Annotated in this window: 26 protein-coding genes; 25 read left to right on the top strand and 1 reads right to left on the bottom strand. The window is 53.8% G+C overall.

Translation table 11 applies throughout. From position 1 onward, the window contains the following. Position 1: 1 nt before the first annotated feature. The 5 genes from ilvB (at position 2) to BR86_RS15490 (ending at position 3726) form a co-directional block, all read left to right on the top strand. Positions 2-1642 carry a biosynthetic-type acetolactate synthase large subunit gene (gene ilvB, locus BR86_RS0101895; RefSeq protein ID WP_031471318.1) on the top strand — a complete coding sequence of 547 codons (1641 nt, stop codon included), beginning with the start codon at positions 2-4 and terminating at the stop codon, positions 1640-1642. Then, positions 1642-2127, top strand: coding sequence for an acetolactate synthase small subunit (gene ilvN / locus BR86_RS0101890; RefSeq protein WP_031471317.1), 486 nt, complete (start codon positions 1642-1644; stop codon positions 2125-2127). The genes ilvB and ilvN overlap by 1 nt, the downstream gene beginning before the upstream one ends. 123 nt (positions 2128-2250) lie before the next feature. Beyond that, entirely contained in the window at positions 2251-2634 is a 384-nt protein-coding gene (locus BR86_RS0101885) for a RidA family protein (RefSeq protein ID WP_031471316.1), read from the top strand. Positions 2635-3211: 577 nt separating this feature from the next. Further along, on the top strand, positions 3212-3553 hold the full coding sequence (locus tag BR86_RS0101880) for a hypothetical protein (RefSeq protein ID WP_143099290.1): 342 nt from the start codon (positions 3212-3214) through the stop codon (positions 3551-3553). Then, positions 3550-3726, top strand: a complete 177-nt coding sequence (locus BR86_RS15490) for a DUF4250 domain-containing protein (protein WP_075034392.1) — start codon at positions 3550-3552, stop codon at positions 3724-3726. Before BR86_RS0101880 ends, BR86_RS15490 begins: the two co-directional genes overlap by 4 nt. A 242-nt stretch (positions 3727-3968) precedes the next feature. Here BR86_RS15490 and BR86_RS0101870 read toward each other — a convergent pair whose 3' ends face one another. After that, a complete protein-coding gene (locus tag BR86_RS0101870; protein WP_330372074.1) occupies positions 3969-4631 on the bottom strand; it encodes an aquaporin in 663 nt (220 codons plus the stop codon). Positions 4632-4888: 257 nt separating this feature from the next. On the opposite strand from BR86_RS0101870, the gene BR86_RS0101865 reads away from it, so the two are divergent. The 20 genes from BR86_RS0101865 (at position 4889) to BR86_RS0101760 (ending at position 24363) form a co-directional block, all read left to right on the top strand. Further along, entirely contained in the window at positions 4889-5707 is an 819-nt protein-coding gene (locus tag BR86_RS0101865; RefSeq protein WP_031471313.1) for a tRNA threonylcarbamoyladenosine dehydratase, read from the top strand. A 174-nt stretch (positions 5708-5881) separates the two neighbouring features. Beyond that, complete coding sequence (locus BR86_RS0101860; protein ID WP_031471312.1) at positions 5882-7060, top strand: N-acetylmuramoyl-L-alanine amidase family protein; 1179 nt, start codon at positions 5882-5884, stop codon at positions 7058-7060. A 310-nt stretch (positions 7061-7370) separates the two neighbouring features. Continuing rightward, positions 7371-8690: an NYN domain-containing protein gene (locus BR86_RS0101850; RefSeq protein ID WP_075034391.1), complete on the top strand. Its 1320-nt coding sequence runs from the start codon at positions 7371-7373 to the stop codon at positions 8688-8690. A 49-nt stretch (positions 8691-8739) separates the two neighbouring features. Continuing rightward, positions 8740-9465: an endonuclease III domain-containing protein gene (locus tag BR86_RS0101845; protein ID WP_242841542.1), complete on the top strand. Its 726-nt coding sequence runs from the start codon at positions 8740-8742 to the stop codon at positions 9463-9465. Then, on the top strand, positions 9462-10103 hold the full coding sequence (locus tag BR86_RS14965) for a CPBP family intramembrane glutamic endopeptidase (protein ID WP_031471309.1): 642 nt from the start codon (positions 9462-9464) through the stop codon (positions 10101-10103). The genes BR86_RS0101845 and BR86_RS14965 overlap by 4 nt, the downstream gene beginning before the upstream one ends. A gap of 146 nt (positions 10104-10249) precedes the next feature. Further along, a complete protein-coding gene (locus tag BR86_RS0101835) occupies positions 10250-10978 on the top strand; it encodes a glycerophosphodiester phosphodiesterase (protein ID WP_031471308.1) in 729 nt (242 codons plus the stop codon). Between the two features lie 540 nt (positions 10979-11518). Next, positions 11519-12289 carry a transglutaminase-like domain-containing protein gene (locus BR86_RS0101830; protein WP_143099289.1) on the top strand — a complete coding sequence of 257 codons (771 nt, stop codon included), beginning with the start codon at positions 11519-11521 and terminating at the stop codon, positions 12287-12289. 544 nt (positions 12290-12833) lie between these two features. Continuing rightward, on the top strand, positions 12834-13058 hold the full coding sequence (locus BR86_RS0101825; protein WP_031471306.1) for an acyl carrier protein: 225 nt from the start codon (positions 12834-12836) through the stop codon (positions 13056-13058). 14 nt (positions 13059-13072) lie between these two features. Next, entirely contained in the window at positions 13073-13978 is a 906-nt protein-coding gene (gene accD, locus BR86_RS0101820; protein WP_051684510.1) for an acetyl-CoA carboxylase, carboxyltransferase subunit beta, read from the top strand. Then, positions 13975-14907 carry an acetyl-CoA carboxylase carboxyltransferase subunit alpha gene (locus BR86_RS0101815; RefSeq protein ID WP_031471304.1) on the top strand — a complete coding sequence of 311 codons (933 nt, stop codon included), beginning with the start codon at positions 13975-13977 and terminating at the stop codon, positions 14905-14907. Before accD ends, BR86_RS0101815 begins: the two co-directional genes overlap by 4 nt. 36 nt (positions 14908-14943) lie before the next feature. Continuing rightward, the gene (locus BR86_RS0101810; RefSeq protein ID WP_031471303.1) at positions 14944-15906 is read left to right on the top strand and encodes a beta-ketoacyl-ACP synthase III; all 963 of its coding nucleotides are present in this window, start codon (positions 14944-14946) and stop codon (positions 15904-15906) included. Between the two features lie 33 nt (positions 15907-15939). Then, positions 15940-16854 (top strand): nitronate monooxygenase, encoded by a 915-nt coding sequence (locus BR86_RS0101805; RefSeq protein ID WP_031471302.1) that lies wholly within the window; start codon positions 15940-15942, stop codon positions 16852-16854. A 151-nt stretch (positions 16855-17005) separates the two neighbouring features. Next, positions 17006-17977 (top strand): ACP S-malonyltransferase, encoded by a 972-nt coding sequence (fabD, locus tag BR86_RS0101800; RefSeq protein ID WP_031471301.1) that lies wholly within the window; start codon positions 17006-17008, stop codon positions 17975-17977. A gap of 171 nt (positions 17978-18148) precedes the next feature. Beyond that, entirely contained in the window at positions 18149-18901 is a 753-nt protein-coding gene (fabG, locus tag BR86_RS0101795) for a 3-oxoacyl-[acyl-carrier-protein] reductase (RefSeq protein ID WP_031471300.1), read from the top strand. A gap of 12 nt (positions 18902-18913) precedes the next feature. Continuing rightward, positions 18914-20167 carry a beta-ketoacyl-ACP synthase II gene (fabF, locus tag BR86_RS0101790; protein ID WP_031471299.1) on the top strand — a complete coding sequence of 418 codons (1254 nt, stop codon included), beginning with the start codon at positions 18914-18916 and terminating at the stop codon, positions 20165-20167. Between the two features lie 89 nt (positions 20168-20256). Beyond that, on the top strand, positions 20257-20712 hold the full coding sequence (gene fabZ / locus BR86_RS0101785; protein ID WP_031471298.1) for a 3-hydroxyacyl-ACP dehydratase FabZ: 456 nt from the start codon (positions 20257-20259) through the stop codon (positions 20710-20712). Positions 20713-21011: 299 nt separating this feature from the next. Next, complete coding sequence (locus BR86_RS0101780) at positions 21012-21485, top strand: MarR family winged helix-turn-helix transcriptional regulator (RefSeq protein ID WP_031471297.1); 474 nt, start codon at positions 21012-21014, stop codon at positions 21483-21485. A gap of 41 nt (positions 21486-21526) precedes the next feature. Further along, the gene (locus BR86_RS0101775; RefSeq protein ID WP_031471296.1) at positions 21527-22405 is read left to right on the top strand and encodes a serine acetyltransferase domain-containing protein; all 879 of its coding nucleotides are present in this window, start codon (positions 21527-21529) and stop codon (positions 22403-22405) included. Between the two features lie 25 nt (positions 22406-22430). Beyond that, positions 22431-23132 (top strand): hypothetical protein, encoded by a 702-nt coding sequence (locus tag BR86_RS14960; protein WP_051684509.1) that lies wholly within the window; start codon positions 22431-22433, stop codon positions 23130-23132. A 67-nt stretch (positions 23133-23199) separates the two neighbouring features. Continuing rightward, on the top strand, positions 23200-24363 hold the full coding sequence (locus BR86_RS0101760) for an ABC transporter ATP-binding protein (RefSeq protein WP_051684508.1): 1164 nt from the start codon (positions 23200-23202) through the stop codon (positions 24361-24363). Positions 24364-24457: the final 94 nt, after the last annotated feature.

Raw genomic sequence — 24457 nt, 5'->3', positions numbered from 1 at the left:
CATGACCGGTGCCGAGTTATTGGTGAAAGCGCTTATCAAAGAAGGCGTGGAATATGTATATGGCTATCCGGGCGTTGCGATCTGTCCGTTTTTTGACAGCCTGATGTCAACGGAGATCCATCCGATTCTGGTTCGCGAGGAACAGAATGCGGCGCACGCAGCCAGCGGATATGCGAGAATTACCGGAAAGGTCGGTGTCTGCTCGGTGACCAGCGGACCGGGAGCTACCAATCTGATTACCGGAATTGCCACGGCATTTGCGGACAGCATTCCGCTGGTGGCGATCACCGGACAGGTGGACAGCCGACTGCTCGGCAGCGATGTCTTTCAGGAGGCGGACATCTCCGGTGCCTGTGAGTCATTTGTCAAATTCAGCTATATTGTTCGAAAAGCATCGGATATTCCGAGAGTCGTGAAAGAAGCGTTTTTCATTGCATCGACCGGAAGAAGAGGACCGGTCCTCATCGATATTCCGATTGATGTTCAGAATCAGAACGTTTCCCGGGTTACCTGGCCGGAAGAGGTTTCTCTCCGGACTTATAAGCCGACGGTCAAGGGGAACGGTCTTCAGATTGTGCGTCTGATGGAGCGTCTGGAGAAGGCAAAACGGCCGATTCTTTGCATCGGCGGCGGCGTTCATCTGGCGGGTGCCGCGCAGTCGGTCCGGACTTTTGCGGAGAACAACCGGATTCCGACGGTGTGCACGATGATGGGGCTCGGGGTGATGCCGACCAGCCACTGGATGTTTTTCGGCATGGTCGGAAACAATGGCCAGGAGTACAGCAACCGTGCCATGAACGAGGCCGATATGGTTATCATGGTCGGCGCCCGGGTGGCGGACCGCTCGGTGCGGCCGGAAATCATCAGCGAGGACAAGATTCTGGTCCACATCGATGTTGATCCGGCGGAGATCGGGAAAAACGCCGGCCCGTCGATTCCACTGGTCGGAGATCTGAAGAGTGTGTTTGATGCACTGAATGAGCGCGAACCGGTGACCGCCGACCATTCGGAGTGGATTCAGAGGCTGACCGGCTATCACCGGGAAGGCAGAAGTCTGGATGTATCCAAACTGGCGGGAGGTGTGAAGGCGAGAGACTGCGACAGCGTTACGCCGTCCGCATTTGTCCGCGCGCTCTCTCTGGAGATGAAGGAAAATGCGGTCTACGTCGCGGATGTCGGACAGAATCAGCTCTGGTCCTGCCAGAACTATGTTGCAAGAGAGGGACGGTTCCTGACGTCCGGCGGTATGGGAACCATGGGATATTCGATTCCGGCAGCGATTGGCGCGAAGATGGCGGACCCGCACCGGCAGGTAGTCGCGGTCTGTGGCGACGGCGCGTTTCAGATGAGCATGATGGAACTGGCAACGATCCGGCAGTATCGTGTTCCGGTGAAGATCTGCGTTATGCGAAACCAGGTACTCGGGCTGGTGCGTCAGTATCAGCATTTCATCTATAAAGACCGTTTTGCGATGACAACCATGGATGACACGCCGAATCTCGAAAAGCTGGCGGAAGCATACGGAATCCGCTACGTCCGTCTGGAACGGAATGAAGATATCCCGAAGAAGATAAAGGAGTTCCTGAACGCGGAGGATACCGCGCTGCTGGAGTGTATCGTCGATCCGAATGAGGTGGTCTGATGAAGAGAATTTATTCTGTTTTGGTAGAGAACCGGTCCGGTGTACTGTGCAAGGTTGCCGGTCTGTTCTGGAGACGGTGCTTTAACATCGATTCGCTTGCCGTCGGCGAGACCATGGATAAGACGGTATCGAACATGACGATTGTGTCCAGCGGAGATCAGCGGACGCTGGAGCAGATCGAGAAGCAGCTGAACAAGAAGCTGGATGTCATCAAAGTCAAGACCTTTGAAGAGTCGGAGAGCATCAGCCGGGAGCTGGTGCTGGTCAAGATTCATTACAACCGGACCAACCGGAAGGATATCATGGAAAACTGTGATATCATGCATGCGGATATCGTGGATCTGTCCAAGAATCAGATGACGATTCAGCTCTGCGATACGCCGGAGCGGGTACAGATCTTTCTCGATACGCTGAAGACGGTGTCTATCGTGGAGATCGCCCGCACGGGAACGCTGGCGCTGTTAAAATGCAGTCAGACGTCATAGCCCGTTTCGCCGGTCGGATGGGAAACACCGGTCCTGACGGTTTCTGCGGAAGAGAGAAGATTTTAAACGCGAATTGTAGTATGATAGGACAATAGAATTCGAAAAGATTTTGGAGGTTTCATCATGGCAGAAGTAAAAACAGTTGCGACGGAACAGGCACCGGCAGCCATCGGCCCGTATTCCCAGGCAAAGGTCGTAAACGGGTTCGTCTACGCATCCGGTCAGATTCCGATCAATCCGGCGACCGGAAATATCGAGGGAACCACGATTGAAGAGCAGGCGGAGCAGTCCTGCAAGAACTGCGGAGCGATCCTTGAGGCGGCCGGCTCTGATTTCGAGCATGTCGTAAAGACAACCTGCTATCTGGCGGACATCAATGATTTTGCTGCGTTCAATGAGGTGTACGCAAAATATTTCACATCCAACCCGGCCCGCTCCTGCGTTGCGGTGAAGCAGATCCCGAAGGGGGCTCTCTGCGAGGTGGAAGTTCTGGCTGTGGTGAAATGATTTCATAAGAACCGACGGAGCAAGGCTGGCAGAGTTCTTATCTCAGGGGAAATGAGGACAGAAAGGGCAGAATTGTCTCAGGTAGTGAATTCTAAAGCAGTATGACAGATAAACAGCATAACAGGTAATGGAAAAGGACCATCAATCCGGTGAGAGAGATTGATGGCCCTTTTACTTGCCCGGTTCCTCCATGGGTAACCTCCTGTTCTGTTATTTGATGAACTTTCACCGGATCAGAAATCGAATTAAAATGATTGTCATTCGATCACATAGTGCTGATTTTGATAAGACAAATCCTCGAGCCGGTGAAGCACACGCCACGTTTTCTACCGATTTGTCTATCGCTGTCTCACGTTCACCTTACAACAAGATTGTACGCCTAAAAATACAATTTGTCAACACCGGAATGAAATGATATGATACGTTTCTGCGAAGAAAAAGAGCGAAACATACAGGCAGAGACGAAACGGAGACGGAATGGATCTGTCTGCTGCGGATGGCAGAGGCGGGATTTTCATGCGGGAAGAAACCGGCAGGAAATCCGGATACGGTCTGCCGGAATATGGAGGAGATCAGGATGACAGAGGAGAACAGAACCGGAAAGCGTGGCGGCTGGAAGCGCAAAGGCGATACCGCATTTCGCACGGTGAACGGAAAAGAGGAACAGCGCCACTGGTACAAGGCAATTGAGAAGAGAGAGAAGGTGTACCGGATCGGACTGGGCGATTATGTGACGGCTTCCAGCACAGAGACCCGGAATCGTGTCGAAGTGAAGGTCAATGACCGGAAACATCCGTTTTTCGGAAAGACGATGCGGGAAAAGATTGCGATCAAGGGCGTGGATTACGTTGTGGTCGGCATTATCAAGAACGGAACAAAAGAGTATCTGGAAAAGATCCGCAGGGAGGGAAAGCGATGAATCTGCCGAAGGATCCCTTTATCGCGCTGTCGGTGATCAATACCGCGCTTCGGGACGGCGGAATTGATCTGGACGATTACTGTGCGGAAAAGAATGTCAATAAGAAAGAACTTCTCTCGATGATGCGGGGAGCCGGATTCGAGTATGACTCCGATCGGCGCTGCTTCCGTTAAGGCGTGTCCGGCGGGAGAATGCCGGGAGAACCAGATAAAAAGGGGACAGGCGGAATCCGGAAGATTCCGCCTGTCCCTCTTCTGTATGTCAGTGGAAAAATCACCGAAATCCCCTATGACATGTAATGTGACCGATCCGCGTAAACGCGCACGCCGCTGAGCGGTCAAAGTCACCTTGCATTGTCCCACGGTGAATTGTGTTCATAGAAGAAAAACGGTATCGTGCGGCACTGTCCCCGAGGTCAGCGCTCGTCATCCAGAAACAGCCAGCACACACCGGCCAGCGCGCCGCCGAGCAGAGGCGCGATCAGGAAACACGGCAGGGCTTTCAGCGCATCACCGCCCGCAAAAAGCGCCGGGCCGAAGCTTCTGGCCGGGTTCACCGAAGTGCCCGTGTATGCGATGCCGAAGATATGAACGAGCGTGAGGGAAAGTCCGATGACAAGGCCGGCAACGGAGGAAAACTCCGACCGGGATGTCACGCCGAGAACGGTCAGGACGAAGACGAACGTCAGGATCAGTTCGATCAGGAAAGATGCGAGAAAACTTCCGTTATAGAGGCTGTTTGCCGCAAGGCCCGAATCGGTGCCGACGATGGCGACGAGAATTCCGGCCCCGACGGTTGCACCGAGAAACTGTGCGACGACATATCCGGCGAAATCAACGATGTCCATGCGGCCGGCGACGGTCATTGCCAGTGAAACTGCCGGGTTTACATGACCGCCGGATACATTTCCCACGGAATATGCCATCGCGACGATGACAAGACCGAATGCCAGTGCGGTCAGAAGATAGCCGGTTCCGGCCTCCGAGGATGTGCCGATGGTTGCAGCGGTTCCGCAACCGAAGACAACCAGAACCAGAGTGCCGATGAATTCGGCGACATACGCTTTCAGATTATTCATGCTTTAAGTCCCCCTTTCAGGTGTATCCGTTGCAATGCCGGTGAAAAACACTGCGATTGTCCTCAAAATTGAGGAATAATATATATTTTTATACACTGTTATCATAAAATGAAAAAAATCCCCTGTCAATGTGATGGGCAGAAACAGAGAAAACCAATAAAGAAAGTAGATTTTTCAAAAATGGCGCCGTTCTTGACTTCGCGGACAGAACTGATACAATGAACGGACAGAAACAGCAGCAGAAAAGGGAGAAGGACATGAAAGATCAGTTTTCCAGAACAGGACTGTTATTCGGACGGGAGGCGATGGACCTTTTGGAGAAGGCCCATGTGGCAATTTTCGGTGTCGGCGGTGTCGGTTCCTTTGTCGCTGAGGCCTGCGCGCGTTGCGGCGTCGGCGCGATTGATCTGATCGACAGCGACGAGGTTGCGCTGTCCAATCTGAACCGGCAGATTCATGCGACGATCCGGACGGTCGGAAAAGACAAGGTTTCGGTGATGAAAGAGAGGATTCTCGAGATCAATCCGGACTGCAGAGTCAATGCGTATAAGAAGTTTTATCTTCCGGAAAACAAAGATGAATTTGATTTTTCACAGTATTCCTATGTCGTGGATGCCGTCGACACCGTGACTGCGAAGCTTTCGATCATCATGGAGGCGGAGCGGTGCGGCGTGCCGGTCATCAGCAGCATGGGAGCCGGCAATAAGCTGGACCCGACCGGATTTGAGGTGGCGGACATCTATGAGACCAGCATTGATCCCCTTGCCCGCGTGATGCGCCGGGAACTGAAGAAACGGGGAATCCGGAAACTGAAGGTCGTGTATTCCCGGGAAGAGCCGCTGACTCCGATTCCGGGGATGCCGGCGGATGTAGACGGTGAAGACGAAAAAGATCAGGAAATCGAACAGGAAAACGAACCGAAAAAGGAAGAGAACGGAAAGCCGAACCGGGCTGTGAAGAAGATTGCCCCGGGGTCGACGGCATTTGTCCCGTCTGTGGTCGGCCTGATCATCGGCGGTGAGGTCGTGAAGGATCTCACGAAAGAGGCAAGGGACCGGGCGAGAGACGGGGAGTGAAGCGCGGAGACGGAAAACTGTAAGAACACGGACGGTGCCTGTCCGGTTTTGTAGGGAAATTGTTCGTGATTTCTTAAGATGTTTCTGTATAAAGTGCGTTATAATGGATACGGATGGTAAACATACTGTCCGGGAGCAGAAAAAAACTTTGCAGAGAACAGAGAGGTAATATAGATGAAAAAATGGTTTCCCGGAATGATAATTCCGTTCCTTGTTGCCTGTATGCTGACGGCAATGCCGATGACATCGCTGGCCAAGACCGATGATGATCTGGAAGAGGTCGGAAGCATTACCATTGATCTGGACTGCTCGATCGCCGAAGGAGATAAGGGCGCGGACGCTGACAGCCAGATCGCGGTGGACGGAGATGTGGACCCGGATTTCATCGAGGTCAAGTCGATCAAAGTGACCAATAAGCCGTCCGGCGACTGGAAGGCAAAAGACAAGCCGAAGGTGGAGATCAAGATCCGCAGAACGGATAAGGATTACACTCTGAAAAAGCTGAGCAAGGACGATATCACGATCAACGGTGTCGAAGTCAGGGGAATTACGGTTTCCAACAAGGAGAAGGCATCCGCCACGATCGTGGTTACCATGGCGGCACTGGAAGATCAGTCTTATGAGAGCGAGGGAAGTGATCTCGATCTGGAGGTGAGCGGTCTCAAGTGGGAGAGCAACAGCGATAACAGCAGCAACCGCACGGTGGCGACCTGGGATGCGTCTTCCGACGCGGATGAGTATGAGATCCGTCTCTACCGCAATGATACGCTGATCAAGACGGTGGAAGAAACCGCGGATGAGTATGACTTTGCACCGTATATGACGGAGAGCACATCCTACCGCTTCTGGGTTCGCGGCATGCGCGGAACATCCCACGGAAAGTGGAGCAAGTCCGGAAGCCACTATGTCTCCAGCTCGGAGGCAGCGGTGAACAAGAAGAATCATGGCAGCGGCGGTCCGACGTATTACGCGACCTGGGTAAGAGATAACGCCGGCTGGTGGTATCGGAATGCTGACGGAAGCTGGACGTCAAACAACTGGCAGCTGATCGACGGCAAATGGTATTTCTTCGGATCCAACGGATACATGAGAACCGGATGGCTCCAGTCTCCGTACTCCGGTCTCTGGTTCTATCTCGATCCGGTCAACGGCGATATGAAGACGGGATGGATTCAGTCACCGACCTCCGGTCTGTGGTATTACATGGACAAGAGCGATGGCCATATGCTGACCAACACCAGAACGCCGGACAACAATTTTGTCAACGCTGACGGCGTATGGACCGGCGCAGCCGGCTCGTCCAGACCGTCCGGCGCAGCCTCTTCGACCGGAGCAACCGGCCCGGCGGCTTAACCGTGGGCAGTACGGCAGCGGCGCGGCTGTCGGAAAATGCAAGTTAAGACAATCAAAGAGATATGGCGCAGCAGAGGCGTTTGCTTTTGCTGCGCCTTCTGTGATGAAAGACGGCATTTTGTGACGGCATCATTTTCGGCAGAGCAAATGCGGCAGCAGGAATCATCGTCAGAGGGGGCGCTCCGGCGGAATATGTGACAGGAGGCCGCCAATCTGTTATGATGGAGGGGATACCGAAAGTCATAAAAGAAATCCCTGAAAGGCCGGACCGGGAAAAGGGCGGCGGGAAAGGGATCAGAGGACGGATAACATGATCATTGATGAGAGAAGAGAACAGAGAATCGCGGTATTGATCGATGCGGAAAATGTCTCCGCGCGGTATATCAAGCTGATTCTGGATGAGGCCAGCAACTACGGCATCGTGACCTATAAGCGGCTTTACGGCGATTTTCAGATTCCGAGCGTCAAGAACTGGATGAAGAATCTTCAGGAATACGCCATCACTCCGGTTTTTCAATATAATTATACCCACGGGAAAAATGCCTCCGACTCTGCGCTGATCATCGACGCGATGGATATTCTTTATTCGGGAAATGTCGATGGATTCTGCATTGTGACGAGCGACAGCGATTTTACGAAACTGGTGCTTCGGCTGCGCGAGTCCGGCATGACGGTTGTCGGCATGGGTGAGCAGAAGACACCGCCGGCGCTGGTTGCGGCCTGTGAGACATTTAAGTTCCTCGATATCCTGTATCGTCAGGAGACCAAAAAGAATACGGCAAAGAAGAAGCAGAATGCGAAGAAGAACCGCGCGCAGAAAACGGTTGCCGCAGGTCAGACTCCGGGCGAGACGGTCGAGGCATCTGAGGCGGTTGAGGCAGCGGAGAACGAGATTCTGACGAACGGCGTGTCCGCGGAAGACGGGGAGAAGGGCAATATCCCGGATCTGGACGAGATGGAGAAAGAAGTCATCTCGATCATCGACAATTTTGCCGGAGACGACGGCTGGGTCGATCTGTCGGAACTCGGAGACAATCTTCCGAAACGAGTGCCGGGCTTCGATCCCCGAAACTACGGCTGTGCGAAACTCCGCCCGTTTATCGAGAAGTTCGATTCTCTGGAGATCCGATCGGCGCAGAACCCGCATAATGCGATCCTCACGGTCATCTATGTCCGCGTAAAGCAGGAGACGGCCGAAGAAGAGGAACGCGAGCAGAATGGTGTGAACGCTTCGGAGACTGCTCCGGAGAAAGCGGCAGAAACTACGGCGGAAGCGAAAACCGCAGCGGAAGCGAAAACCGCGGCGGAAATGAAAAAAGCGGCGGAAACGAAAGCCGCGAAAGCTGTGAAAACCGCAGAAAGCGCGAATACCGGGGATGCGGGAGATGTGACGGAAGAGAATAAGACGGAAGATTCGGCGGACGGAACACCGGAAGCGGCATCTCTGGACGCGGAAGTTCCGCAGGAGCCGGTGAGCAAAAAAACCAACGAACCGGCAAAGAAACTGCAGCGAAAGAGGAAAATACGCAAACCGCGCAAGACGACCGGAAAGAAGGAGTCATCGAAGAACGATACGGCGGGGGATACGACGGGCGAACCGGATAAAAAGAATGCACCGGATCCGGAGTAAACCGGCACCGTATGATCGGCGATGACTTCCGCGGCGGAAGGAGAGAGCGATGACCGATCATACCCGAATGAACACGAAAGCGAAAACGGTGAAAAAAGAGAAGGCCACCGGGACAGCAACCGCAGAGGATCTTACGGAGAAGAAGACGCTTGCACTCGGTGCGATCGAGCGGCTGAAAGCGGCATATCCGGATGCAGACTGCACGCTTGACTATGATGATGCATGGAAACTTCTGGTGAGTGTCCGGCTTGCGGCGCAGTGTACCGATGCGCGGGTCAATGTCGTGGTGCAGAAGCTCTACGAAAAATTCCCGGATGTGAATGCGCTGGCGGAAGCGGATGTGGACGCGATCGAGGAGATTGTGCGCCCGTGCGGACTCGGACGGTCCAAAGCGAGGGATATCAGCGCATGCATGAGGATGCTTCGCGACGTATACGGAGGAAAGGTTCCGGATCGGATGGAAGAGCTTTTGAAGCTCCCGGGAGTCGGACGAAAGAGCGCGAATCTGGTGATGGGAGACGTGTTCGGACAGCCGGCGATCGTCACCGACACCCACTGCATCCGGCTTGCCAACCGGATCGGCCTCGTGGAAAATGTGAAAGAGCCGAAAAAAGTGGAGATGGCGCTGTGGAAGATTATTCCGCCGGAGGAGAGCAATGTGTTCTGCCACCGGCTGGTCGAGCACGGGAGAGCCGTCTGTACGGCGAGAACGAAACCGCGCTGCGGCATTTGCCCGCTGGCGGATATCTGTAAAAAGAATGGAGTAGACGGATGAACGACAGGATGAAATATCTGATCCGACTGTTATGGCCGGTAGTTTTATTTGAGATCATAACGGAAGGCGCGGAGATTGCGGGAAAGACCGTCTCCTCCGCATTCTTCGGCGGGGAGGATGTTCCGCGAATCATTCTGACGGGATCAGCGGCGGTCCTTACGGCACTGATCCTTTTGATCCGTAGACCGAAGGACCGGGAGAAAATGTCCCCGCACGATATGATCATGTGCGGCGGAGGCGGTTTCAGCCTTGCGGAGATTCTGAATCAGCTCTTCGCGGTGACAGGGCTTGCGGCGTTGTCCTCCGGCTGGAATGCGAGAGGCGCAGCACTGTTGGACGCACCGCTGGCGGCAAAGATCCTGGTCATAGTCATCCTGGTTCCACTTGCGGAGGAGCTGGTCTTCCGGGATCGCCTGTTCCGCTGTCTTCGTCAGAAGATGGGATTCGGTATGGCAGCGCTGATCTCGGCAGCCGTGTTCGGCGCAGTGCACGGCGATCCGGTACAGGGACTGTACGCCGCCTTCATCGGGTTTGCGGCAGCGGCGGCGATGGATTTCAGCGGCAATTTCTTCGGAGCATTCATCTGTCACGCCATGGCGAACCTGGCACCGATTCTGCTGAGCGCGCTCGGACGCTAAATGTGGAAAATACACAAACAACTGTGAGAAACTTTCCGATAAATAGTGGAGTTTGCCTTGTTTCTGCAGCCCGATGATGATAAAATCGGGGTATTGCGAGAAGAAGGATCCGCGGTGGAATGCTGCGGAAAGAAAGGAAGTTTACCATGGTAAAGAACTTTGCACACAGAGGTTTTTCCGGTAAGTATCCGGAGAATACGAAAATTGCATTTGAGAAAGCGATTGCGCAGCCGGGATGCGACGGCATTGAGAATGACGTGCATCTGACAAAGGACGGCGAAGTCGTGATCATTCATGACGAACTCCTTGACCGTACCTGCCTGAATATGACCGGTTTTGTTAAGGACTACACGCTGGAGGAACTGCGGAAAGCGGATCTCTCCTATAAATTTGCCGGCGAGGTGGAGCCGCAGCACATCATGACGCTCCGCGAGTATCTGGAACTGTTAAAGCCGACAAAGCTGGTTACCAACATTGAACTGAAGACCGGAATCTTTGAGTATCCGGGAATTGAAAAGAAGGTTTACGATCTGATCCGGGAATTCGATATGGTGGACCGCATCATCATTTCCTCCTTCAATCATTACAGCGTTAAGCGCATGAAGGAACTCTGCCCGGAGATCCGCTGCGGACTTCTGACCGACTGCTGGATTCTGGACGCCGGAAAGTATGTCAAAGAGAATGGCTTTGAGTGCTATCATCCGAGATTTACCAACTGCACACCGGAGCTGACAAAGGAAATCCGCGAGAAGGGTGTGGACATCAACTGCTGGACCGTCAACGAGGAAGAGGATATCCGGAAAATGATTGAGGCGGGTGTCACAACAATCATCGGCAACTTCCCGGACCGTGTTGCAGCGATGCTGAAAGAATAAGAATAAGAATAAGAATAAGAATAAGAATAAGAAACTGAAAGAATCAGAAGGAAAAAATATCCGTACACTTTATATATCGGTAAACGAAAACGGAATGTAATAATCCTGCCAGCCGGGAGAGGCTTCGTCTCTTCCGGCCGGTTTTTTTATAGGAAATTTCCTCCCAATTATCTGTTGCACGAAAAACTTCGCGGGGCTGCACATACTGCCGCAGGAAAGAGTTCACCGTGCGGTGAACGGAGATGGAATGCGGAAAGTGGAGATAATAAAAAATCATATTTTTTTATAGAAAGGAATGTACTTGATAAAATACACAAGATTTCAATGATAAAAACAAAATAATCAACATAAGATGTCCAAAAAATGAACAAATATTAATTTTTCTAAAAAATCAATTTAAAACGAACATAATATTTCGGGTAATCTCCTGCTTTTAACCCGAAATTTCTTTCTTAGATTTTTGGAATATTGTACGATATTGTTACGTATTAAATAAGTGAGGGTTTCTGCATTCAAAAACAACGGAAAGGAGGAAAAACAATGAGATTATCTAAGATGTTCATAGGATTCGGTCTCGCAGTGTCTATGACATTATCCATTGGCTTTTCTTCGTTTGCCGGCGTTCTTGAGTCCGGAGTCGTTTCCTCCTATAACGGCAGATACGCTTTCAATGTAGATAAGACGAATAACCTCGCGCAGAATTACTGTCAGGCGGAAAAGGTGCTCAACAGTGCCTGCCCGGCGGTCGGCATGACGACGATGGACAACGTTTACAGCAGTGGAGACGGAAGCGTGATGATCGACGATCAGAACCTCAATAAGCTGGATTCCATTCAGAATCAGACCGATGAATGGCTGGCTGCGAACATGGCTGCGATCGTTCCGCAGGGGACACCGTCCGATCAGATTGTTACGATCTGTGCCGACTGGGTTGCGGATCGTATGACATACGATTATTCATCCAATTCCAATAAAGTGCTTGGCCGCGCATATCAGTCCGCGCTGTCCTGCTTTACTCTGGGAACCGGTTTATGCTCCACATACGCATACGCATTCAATTCGATGGTATCCTATGTGCCGGTGAATCCGGCTACCGGAACCGTTGATTACACGGCGGCGAATCCGAGCCACATCCGCACGAGATTCGTATACACCAGCAGACATGCATGGTCTGCGGTATTCGAGAACGGCGCATGGCATCACTATGATGTCTGCTCCTATGATATTGTGAACCGGGACAAACGCTACCTTGATATGGACTCCAGCGTTATGTCGGACAGTAAGTATTTGAACATCAGCATCGTATTCTGATGCGGTGTCCGGACGGGCCGGTATTCGTCGGGATGAGCCGGAATATGGGGGAAGAAGCAGAGAGAGCACCGGCTTTCTTCATATAGTGTTTCATTATAGAAAATAGAAAGATTACAAGAGAATAACCATAAAAGCTGACGGGAGACCGGACAGCCGCAAAACAGCGGCTGTCCGGTCTCCTTTGTGTTTGTGCGGCGAACTCGCCAAAGCCCACGCCGTAGTAGGGAGACCCTATACGACTGCCACTAAACGCTTGAAATTCGAGAAGGGTGTTACGACGCGTTTCAGCGGAAATTGCTCTGCATTTCCGGTGAAATAAGCGCTTCGCGGAGGACGCTCTGATCTTTTTCTTGACATTGGAGAGCAATCTGAGTAAGATGACATACGAATAATTTAACTAAAATTATTTAACTAAATTTCATGAAGTAAAATCCGGACGAGTCAAAAGCAGCATGGAAAGGTTCACAGATTACACTGTAGCCGGTTCACGGCAAGAGCGAAAGAAACCGCCGGAAGACGAAGAGAAGAAAAGGAGAATACTACTATGGATTTCGAGGCATTAAAGACACTGATCGTTGACACACTGGACTGCGATGAGGACAAGGTTACACCGGAGGCCGATCTGAGAGAGGATCTCGAGGCGGATTCCCTGAGCGTTGTGGAACTTCAGATGGCAATCGAGGATGAGACCGGAGTAAAGATCGCGGATGAGGAACTGGAGAACATTCACACCGTTCAGGACATTCTGGATCGTGTGAAGAAGGGCTGAGAGAAGGCGGTTTCATGAGTGCACTCACAGAGAGAATAAAAAGTACACTGAGTGATATGCGGCTCCAGATGCGCGCGGACAGAGATACCGTAAAGGATCAGGGCGCATTTTCCGATGAGGAAAAACAGGTTGCCTGCAAAAGCTGCGGAAAGAAGTTTTCGAAAGTTGAATGGAGAAATCATTACTATGCCTGCCCGAACTGCGGGAAGCTTCGATCGATCGGCGGTTATTACAGACTGTCACTTATCTTTGATGAGGGCACTTTCCGTGAGTTTGATCAGGATCTGACCGTGACCGATCCGCTGCATTTCAATGGATACGGCGCAAAAGCGCTGGAGACGGAGAAGAAGACCGGACTGAAAGAGGCGGTCATCAGCGGAGACGGTCTGATCGGCGGAATCCATACGGTCGCAGTGGTTCTGGACAGCCGCTTCTTTATGGGAAGCATGAGCCATACCGTCGGTGAGAAGGTAACGCGTGCGATCGAGCGCGCTACCAGAGAACATCTTCCGCTGATTATTTTTTCCGCCAGCGGCGGCGCCAGAATGCAGGAGGGCATCTACAGCCTGATGCAGATGGCAAAGACCAGTGCGGCCATCGCCGAGTTTTCGGCGTCCGGCGGCCTCTACATCAGTTATCTGACTCACCCGACCACCGGCGGCGTAACGGCGAGCTTTGCCAGTCTCGGAGACATCACGCTGGCAGAGGAAGGCGCTCTGATCGGTTTTGCCGGTCCGAGAGTTATCCGCCAGACACTGGGCGTAGAGCTTCCGGCGGGCTTTCAGCGCGCGGAATATCTGGAAAAGCATGGATTTGTCGACCGGATCGTTCCGAGAAAGGATATGAAGCAGACTTTGGCGGATATCCTGAAACTGCATGTCGATTCGATGGAGAATGCATCGCGGAGGGTAGTTAGTTGATTAAGGAAATACTGAGACAGACGGATGAGATTGATGCGGAGATCGAGAAGCTTCGGATCCGCAGAGAGCCGGAGAACAGCAGAAGAACGGATATGAGAATCGCGCAGCTCGGCGAGCGCAGAAATTATCTGCTCAGTCAGGCGCGGAACCTTTCCCCGGAGGACAAGGTTTTCCTTGCACGTCTGGGCGCGAGACCGCATATTGACGACTTCATTGACGCGCTGTTCACGGACTTTTTCGAGCAGAAGGGCGATCATCTCTACGGGGATGATCAGAGTATTTTCGGCGGAATCGCCCGTTTCCACGGCCGGCCGGTGACGGTGCTCGGACACCGGAAGGGCCGCACGATGAAGGAAAATATCTCCCGGAATTTCGGCATGCCGAAACCGGAAGGATACCGGAAAGCGCTCCGGATGATGGAACAGGCGGATAAATTCGGCCGTCCGATCATCACCTTTGTCGATACCCCGGGAGCTTATCCGGGTGTGGATGCGGAGGAACACGGTCAGGGAGAGGCGATCGCGCGGAACCTTGCGGCCATGAGCCGTCTTCGCGTGCCGGTGATCACCGTTGTCACCGGAGAGGGAAATTCCGGCGGCGCGCTGGCGATCAGCGTGGCAAACCGGATTCTGATGCTGGAAAATGCGGTCTATTCGATTCTCAGCCCGGAGGGCTTTGCGAGCATCCTGTGGAAGGATTCGTCGAGACACGCCGAGGCGGCCGCACTGATGAAAATGACGGCGGCTGACCTGAAAGAAGCGGGTGTGGCCGATGAGATCGTGTCGGAACCGGCCGGTGGCGCACAGGTAAACCCGCTGTTGGTGTACGCGGCGCTGGATGAGGCAATCGAGAAGAATCTGAAAGAACTGGAGGAACTCTCCTCTCAGGTTCTGATCGCCGACCGCCAGAAGAAATTCCGCGCGATGTAACCGAACAACAAGAAAGAAACAGGATGGTTCAGTAATATGAAAGGTCTTAGGATCATATCGACTGGCAGTGCCAGACCGGCGAAGACGGTGACCAATGACGATCTGGCAAAGATCGTGGATACAAGCGACGATTGGATCTACCCGAGAACCGGTATCCATTCCCGATATCTCTGCGGTGAGGGGGAGACGACATCCACCCTTGCGATTCAGGCGGCGAAAGAGGCGATGGAGCGTTCCGGCCTCGGAGCGGACGATATCTCCGCGCTGATCTGCGCGACGACATCGCCGGATCATGTTGCACCGAACGTGGCCTGCCAGATTCAGCGCGCGCTGGATATGCCGGAGACCATTCCGGTGCTGGATATCAATGCGGCCTGCACCGGATTTATCTATGCTCTCGAGACCGCGAGAGGATTCCTCACGATGAAGTCCGCGGAAGATCAGCCGGACAGACCGCTGTACGCGCTGATCGTCGGAGCGGAACATCTCTCCAAAATGCTGGATTTCACGGACCGCACCACCTGCGTTCTCTTTGGAGACGGCGCGGGCGCAGCGGTTGTGGAACTGGCGGAGGATGTGCCGTACGCGTCGATGCTCGGCGCAAAGGGCGGCGATGAGATCAGCTGCGAGGGACCGGGACCGGTTCCGGCGAAGATTCAGATGGACGGAAAAGCGGTGTTCCGCTTTGCAACCGGCGCGCTGACCAGATGCGTGGATATCCTTCTGGAAAAGAGCGGAAGGACGATCGACGACATTGACCAGGTTATCTGCCATCAGGCCAATGAACGGATTGTCGATTTCTGCATCCGGAAGTTAAAGGCTCCGGAGACGAAATTCTTTAAGAACATGGATCACTACGGCAATACCGGAGCGGCTTCCGTGGCGCTTGCCCTCGATGAGGCAATGTGCGGAAATGTTGTGAAATCGGGAGATTCTCTTCTCCTGGTCGGATTCGGCGCGGGACTGACCTGGGCCGGTGTTCTGATCACGGTGAAGTGAGAAAAACGGACAGTTAATATCAGGAGCGTCAAAATGAAGTATTTAAATGAGATCCTCGGAATCAAATATCCTCTGATTCAGGGAGGTATGGCAAATATCGCAACGGGAGCATTTGCGGCAGCGTGTTCCGAGGGAGGGGCTCTCGGCGTGATCGCCTGCGGCGGACTCCGGTCGGCCGAGGAGCTGGAACGGGAGATCGCGGAGTGCAGAAAGCGCACGGATAAGCCGTTCGGCGTAAATATCATGCTGATGCATCCTCTGGCCGATGCGTTTGTCGAGGTGGTATGCCGGGAACACGTACCGGTTGTGACAACCGGCGCGGGAAATCCGGGAAAATATATGGATCAGCTGAAAGCGGCGGGGGTCTTCGTGATCCCGGTTGTGGCAGCGCCGATCCTTGCAAAGCATCTGGAAGGCCTCGGCGCCGACGCGGTGATCGCGGAGGGCTGTGAGAGCGGCGGACACATCGGGGAAATGACGACGATGACGCTTCTTCCGCAGACGGTTGACGAGGTGTCCATTCCGGTCATCGCGGCCGGTGGAATCGCGGACAGCCGTCAGATGAAGGCGGTGCTCACCCTTGGCGCCTGCGGCGCACAGATCGGAACCGTTCTTCTCGGAAGCGAGGAATGCCCGATCCATGAAGAATACAAGAATGCGGTGGTAAAGGCAAAGGGAAGTGACACGATCGTGACCGGCCGGAGTGCCGGAGCGCCGGTTCGCGTCATCAAAAATCGGATGAGCCGCGAATATGTGAAACTGGAAAAGCAGGGAGCTCCGCTGGAGGAACTGGAGAAGTTCACGCTGGGAAGTCTCCGGAAAGCGGTTTTCGACGGCGATACGAAGAACGGAAGTCTGATGGCGGGCCAGACCTGCGGACAGGTAAAAATGATTCGTCCTGCGGCAGAGATTTTCGCGGCAATCTGCGAGGGAACCGAATTCGCCTGAAGATGTTTCAGGGACGGAGAGTCAGCGGATCATGGCATACCTGCGGGGAGATCCCGGAACAGGCAATATACGACGAAGAGCCCTGAATGTGATACCGGTTTACCGATAGTGCGGCGTATTCGTCGAAACGGATAAAGAGGAACAGAAGGATATGAAGACAGCTTTTTTATATGCCGGCCAGGGAAGCCAGCATGCAGGAATGGGAAAAGATCTCTATGAGACATTTCCGGAATTCAAGAGGACTTTTGACGAAGTCTGCGGAGCGGTGGATTTCGATCTCGCGCGGGTTTCCTTTGAAGATCCGGATGGCGTGATCAGTATGACCCGGTATACACAGCCGGCGATGGCGGCATTTGCCGTATCCGTCAATGCGGTTCTCCGCGCGGCGGGGAAGACGCCGGATATGACGGCAGGCCTTTCTCTTGGCGAGTATTCCGCGCTGGAAGAAGCCGGGGTATTCGGTGCGGCAGACTGTGTCAAGACCGTAAATTTCCGCGGAAAAGCCATGACAAAGGCGGCGGAAGGCATCGACTGCGGCATGACCGCGGTTCTTGGCATGGAGGTGCCGGAACTGGATGCGTGCTGCCGGAAAGCGCAGGAACAGGTGAGAGCAGAGAAAAATGACGCTATTGTCACGATCTGCAACTACAACTGTCCGGGCCAGCTCGTCATCGGCGGAGAGAAGACCGCGGTGGATCTGGCGGGGCAGATCGCAAAGGAAAACGGCGCAAAACGACTGATTCCGTTAAATGTCTCCGGACCGTTCCATACGTCCTACATGAAGCCGGCCGGCGACGAACTGGCAGAGCTTTTCCGGACCATGACCTTTGGCGAGATGAAAATTCCGGTTTACTTCAACTGTCTCGGCAGTGTGAAAGCGCCGGAAGACCGGATTACGGATCTTCTGGAGCGCCAGGTACAGTCCGGTGTTCTGATGGAGAATACCCTGCGTAAGATGATGGAAGACGGAGCGCGGGAGTTTGTCGAGATCGGACCGGGCAGAGCGCTGACCGGATTTGTCAAGAAAACCGCGAAGGCGATGGGCCTCGGAAACGCGGAGTATACGACGATCGCGCTGGAGACTGCGGAAGAACTGAACGCATATCTGAATTCCCGGGAATAATGTGAGGTCAAAAGAGCGAGTATATCCGGGCGGACGGGAGCAACGCGAGGCCAAAAGAGCAGGTATATCCGGGCGGACGGGAACAACGCGAAGGCGTATCCGGAGCGATGAGAATTTCGCGAGGTCAGACGGAGACAGCGCAGAGTACTGTGAACAATATGGAGGAAACCGATGGAGACAAAGGAAATCCGCCGTGCGGCGGTGGTAACGGGCGGAGGCCGCGGCATCGGCCGTGCCGTCTGTGTCAGACTGGCAAAAGAAGGCTGCGATGTCTGCATTAACTTTGCCGGCAATGCGGCGGCAGCGGAGGAAACCGCGAAGCTGTGCCGTGAGGCGGGCGGAGAAGAGATCCGGATCATAACCGTGAAAGCCGACATTTCCAGAGAAGAGGAGGCGGACCGCCTCATCGCGGAAGCCATGGAGGCATTCGGCCGCGTGGATATTCTGGTCAATAATGCCGGCATCACCAGAGACAACATCATGCTTCGCATGAGCGCGGAGGATTTCGATCAGGTCATCGGAACCAACCTCAGAGGAACCTTCCTTTGCTGTAAGGCCGTGACCAGGGCGATGATGCGCCAGAAATACGGCCGCATTGTCAACCTTTCGAGTATTGTGGGAATTCACGGAAACGCGGGACAGGAGAATTACGCGGCCAGCAAGGCCGGCGTGATCGGACTGACCAAGAGCATTGCGAAAGAACTGGCATCCAGAAATATTACGGCCAACGCCGTAGCGCCGGGCTACATTGCCACAGACATGACCGCCGATCTTCCGGAGAAGGAGAGAGAAGCGATCCTGTCCGGCATTCCGGCAAAACGGATCGGCACACCGGAGGATGTCGCAGAAGCGGTTGCATTTCTGGCATCAGAGAAAGCAGGCTATATCAACGGCCAGGTTCTCGGTGTCGACGGAGGAATGTGAGAAAGGAAAGTTATGAACAGACGCAGAGTAGCCGTTGTCGGACTCGGTACCGTGAATCCGACCGGAAATAATGTTAAGGACAGCTGGAACGCGATCCGTGAGGGAAAATGCGGCATTGCGAAGATTACCGCGTATGACACGGCGGACAGCGCCGCGAAACTTGCCGGCGAGGTGAAGGATTTTGATCCGACCGACCGGATCGCGAAGCGCGAGACCCGTCATATGGCAAGATTTACGCAGATCGGCCTCTATGCGGCGATCGAGGCGGTTGAGATGAGCGGTATCCGCTGCGTGGACGGAGACGAGCCGGCCAATGTCGATCCGGCCCGCTGCGGCGTCATCATTTCCTCCGGTATCGGAAGCATCGGAACCATCGAGGAAGAGCATACAAAGGGCGGGGAAAAGGGCTTTGACCGCGTCAGCCCGTTCTTTATCCCGACCGCCATCTCCAATATGGCGGCGGCAAGAGTTGCCATCCGTTTCGGCATGAAGGGAATGTGCACCTGCCCGGTGACGGCCTGTGCCGGCGGAAGCAATGCCATCGGTGACGCCTTCCACCGCATCCGCGACGGATACGAGGATGTGATGGTCTGCGGCGGCGCGGAGAGCTGCATCACTCCGCTCGCGATCGGCGGATTTACATCCATGAAGGCGCTCTGCACACTGGATGACCCGGCGAGAGCATCCATCCCGTTTGATGCGGACCGGGCCGGCTTCGTCATGGGCGAAGGTGCGGGCATCCTCGTTCTGGAGGAGATGGAGCACGCAAAGGCGCGCGGCGCAAAGATTCTCGCGGAGATCGTCGGATACGGCGCAAACTGCGATGCGTATGATATCACCGCACCGCTTCCGGACGGATCGGGCGCGGCAGACTGCATGCGTCTGGCGCTGGAAGACGCATGCATGAAACCGGAGGAGATCACCTACATCAATGCCCACGGAACATCCACCAAGCTGAACGACGCCGGTGAGACAAAGGCGATCCATGAAGTGTTTGGCGATTATGCCGCAAAGCTTCAGGTTTCCAGCACCAAGTCCATGACCGGCCACCTTCTCGGTGCAGCCGGAGGCGTGGAGGCGGTCTTCAGCGTAAAGGCCATCGAGGATCAGTTCCTTCCGGCGACCATCGGATACAAGACACCGGATCCGGTCTGTGATCTGGATTATATTCCGAATGAGGGAAGAAATGCGGACGTCAGCGCGGTTCTGAGTGATAACCTTGGCTTTGGCGGACACAATGCGGCTGTGATCTTCCGCAGAGTATGAGCCGGCACATCATGCTGGCTGAGGGGAAAAGAGGAAAATATATGCAGGAAAATGCATCAGTTGTCAATGAGACGGCAGTCGAAGAGACGATGCCGAAAGCGCCGAGGGAAAATGCGAATGCTCTCGACACAACCGAGATCATGAATATTCTGCCGCACCGGGCGCCGTTTCTTCTGATCGACCGGGTACTGGACTATGAACCGGGCAAATGGGCAATCAGCCGCAAATGCGTGACGATGGACGAGCCGTTCTTCCAGGGACATTTTCCGGGCCATCCGGTGATGCCGGGGGTTCTCATTCTGGAGGCAATGGCACAGACCGGAGCGGTAGCGGCCCTCGGAACTCCGGAAGATAAGGGAAAGATCGCGCTCTTTGGCGGCGTCAACAAATGCCGCTTCAAAAAGCAGGTCGTTCCGGGGGATGTTCTGGAGATCCGCTGTGAGCTGATCAAGCGCCACGGACCGGTCGGAATCGGTGCCGGTGAGGCGAAGGTTGACGGAAAAACCGTATGCAAGGCGGAGATTGTCTTTGCGATTTCGGAGTGATCGCACGGAAAAAACGGGCGTCAAAAGGCGACTTCATCGTACTTCATCAATTACTTCACTGCACTTCATCGCTTTCTTTACGGACTTCACGAACACTATGGGGCAGGAAGTTTAAGTTACAAATATTTTTTGAAAGATTCGGAGACGAATGGATCAATCGGGACAGGTGGGCACATTCCGGAACGCTGGTTTTGCGGGGGATGTGCTCACTTTCTCTTTCGCAACACGAATGAAACTGATATAATGACGTGAGTAAACCGGAAGATGGGATTTCTATCCGGTCAATTGGGAGGGGCAGAATGCTGGCTGACATTATCGTAGAAATCTATGACAAGTGCAGAATCTATTTTCTGATGAAGATCTTTTCGAGATTTGAGAACAGAGAAGCGACGCTGACAACCGTGGAGTCATTCAGTATGGAATGTATTCATGCGCTCGGAGAGCCTACCGTGGCGGAATTTGCCGCGATGATGGGCATTTCGGCACCGAATGCCGCCTATAAGGTGAACAGCCTGATTCAGAAAGGGTATATCGAAAAAGTGCAGTCGAAGGACGACCGCAGGGAATTTTTTCTCAGACCGACGCGCAAGTTTATGGATTACTATAATATCGGGCTGATTTACGGCAGAAAGCTGGAAGAGCGATGTCGAGAGCGGTTTTCCAAAGAAGATCTCGAGAAGCTTGAAAGTATGATGAAGATCATCAGCGACGAGCTGATGCCGGAACTGGACCTCAGCAGATTCAAGACACACAAGAATGAAGAGAAAGCCTGAACCGTGAGGAAATGCCGGAACAGGAAGGAGAAAGGCAGAGTATGATTGTAGATAGAATCGGTAACAAGATTGATGATATTGTGGAGCTTTTGCTGGAAGATTACTCGAAAAAACGTGATGTCGACAATATGGATATCTTCAGCATTCCGGATAAAGTGATGGTGGTGGATATTCTCAACAAGCTCCTTCGACTGGTTTATCCGGGATACTACCGTGAGCATTCCTGGAGAAGCATCCATCTGGAGAGACAGCTTACGGTCGTTATCGAGGATGTCTCTTATAATCTGAGCAAGCAGGTTGCGGTCGCGCTCCGGTATGATCCGAAGTATCAGGATGCGGACGAGCAGGTTGTCAATGACGAGGCGCAGGAGATTGTCATCGCATTCCTCGGGAAACTTCCGAAGATCCGCGAGTATGTGAACACCGACCTTCAGGCGACTTTTGACGGAGATCCGGCGGCAGACAGCAAGGACGATATCGTTCTTTCCTACCCGGGCCTTCATGCCATCACCATCAACCGCATTGCCCATGAACTGTGGCTTCTGAAAGTGCCGCTGATTCCGCGCATGATGACGGAGTATGCCCATTCCGAGACCGGAATCGACATTCATCCGGGAGCGACGATCGGCAAGTTCTTCTGTATCGACCACGGAACCGGTATCGTCATCGGTTCGACATCGGTGATCGGCGCTCATGTGAAACTCTATCAGGGTGTGACGATCGGTGCGCTGTCCACAAAACTCGGACATAAGCTTCACGGAACCAAGCGCCATCCGACGCTGGAAGATAATGTGACCGTATACTCCAATGCCTCCATTCTCGGCGGCGAGACCGTCATCGGCAAGGGAGCGGTGATCGGCGGAAGCTCCTTTATCACCGAGTCGGTGGAACCGGGCGCAAGAGTAAGCTTCAAAGGATAACAACAGACGTAGGGGATAAATGACAATGAAAAAGCATGGAATGATGATTCGGGCGGTTCTTCTCGCGGCGGCTGTCAGTACGGCTGCACCGGCCGGAGCGCTGGCTGCGGAGACGAAGGCAGCGGCGGAGAACACGGTTTTGGCTGAGGAGAGTGCGGCTTCCGCTGAGAGCGGAGCGGCGGAAAGCAGTGTTTCTGCGGAGAAGAGTGCCGGAGCGGAACTCGGAAGCACAGGGGCTGAGGAAGAAACCGCGGCTGCGGGAACCCGGGCGGCCGAAGTTGAGGCACCGGCAGCAAAGACCGAACTGAAAGACGGCGACTATATGGTGGAAGTGACGCTGGAGGGAGGAAGCGGAAGAGCATCCGTCACCTCTCCCACCGGCATCCGCGTAAAGGACGGAACCGCCATCGCGGCAGTGCAGTTCAGCAGCCCGAATTATGATTACATGATCGTTGCGGGAAAGCAGTACAAAAAGCTGAATGACGAGGGAGATTCCATCTTCAATATCCCGATTCTGGCGTTTGACGAGCCGTTCCCGGTGATCGCGGATACCACCGCCATGGACAAGCCGCATGAGATCGAGTACACGCTGAATTTCCACACGGATACCGCGCAGAAGGTGGAGAAAGAGGATAAACTGGCAAGCTTCGGGCCATATCTCTTCGGAGCGGGAATTGTGGTATTTATGCTGCTTTTCCAGAAATACATGAATAAGAAGAAGGGGTGAACGTTCAGCCTATAACCGGCGGCTCAAATAGACAAGCAGGTTTGTCTGCCTGAGCCTGGAGGAAAAAATGAAAAATGCGTCTAACAATACGGACGGATGCAAGATCCGACTGGAAGCGCTTTCAGCAGGATATGACGGAAAGCCTCTTGTAAAAGATGTCAGCCTGAATATCCGCGCCGGTGAGATCGTGGCGCTGATCGGCCCGAACGGCGCCGGAAAGTCCACGATCCTGAAGACTGTGATTCGACAGCTTCCGGCTGTTTCCGGTCGGATCCTTCTGGATGGAGAGGACATTTCCCAGATCTCATCCGCTGAACTGGCAAAGAAGATGGCGGTGGTCCTGACCGACCGCATACAGGCGGAGTCCATGACCTGCCGTGATGTGGCGTCGGCGGGGCGGTATCCGTATACCGGACGTCTCGGGATCCTCTCGGCAGAGGATGAGAGAAAAGTGGATGAAGCGCTCCGTCTTGTGGAGGCGGAAGACATTCAGGACCGGCCTTTCGCGAAGGTGAGTGACGGACAGCGTCAGCGGATTCTGCTCGCGAGAGCCTTATGTCAGGAACCGGAAATCATTGTTCTGGATGAACCCACATCTTTTCTGGATATCCGCTATAAACTGCATCTTCTCGGAATTCTTCGGAAGCTCTCCAGAGAACGAAAAATCACTGTGATCATGTCCCTTCATGAGATTGATCTTGCGGAGAAGACGGCGGATCACATCCTGTGCATTGATGCAAACCATGAAACCGCCTACGGCGCGCCGGAGGAGATCTTCCGGGAGGAGACGATCCGGGAACTCTTCCATGTAGAACAGGGACATTTCGATCCCATATACGGAAGCGTGGAAATGGAAAAACCGGGCGGTGAGCCGCGGGTGTTTGTGATCTCCAACGGCGGGAGGGGCATTCCGGTCTACCGGAAGCTTCAGAAGGACGGGATTCCGTTTGCTGCGGGGATCCTCGCGACGAATGACATGGATTATCCGGTGGCAAAACACCTGGCAGCGGAAGTGATCACGGAGAAGGTGTTTTCGCCGCTCACGGATGAGACGGTGGAGAAGGCACTGATCATGGCGTCGAAGTGCCAGCGGGTCATTGATGCCGGGACGGAAGTCGGGCCGGTGAACGAGAAGATACGGCGGCTTCTGGAGCTGGCGGAGCCGGCGGAAAAGTATTTTGCGGAGAGTCCAATTCCATCCCCGATTCCGGGAACACTTCCGGAGCGCTGAATCGTTGCAAAGGACCAAAAAAAGACAGAAAACCCGCCGGGCAGCGCGAATGCGCTTCCCGGCGGGTTTATTTACGTGAGCAATGAGCCAAAGC

The organism is [Clostridium] aminophilum DSM 10710 (assembly GCF_000711825.1).
Taxonomy (GTDB): Bacteria; Bacillota; Clostridia; order Lachnospirales; family Lachnospiraceae; genus Clostridium_R; species Clostridium_R aminophilum.
The sequence above is the reverse complement of the archived record's forward strand: the minus strand, read 5'-3'. Positions and strand labels throughout refer to the sequence as shown.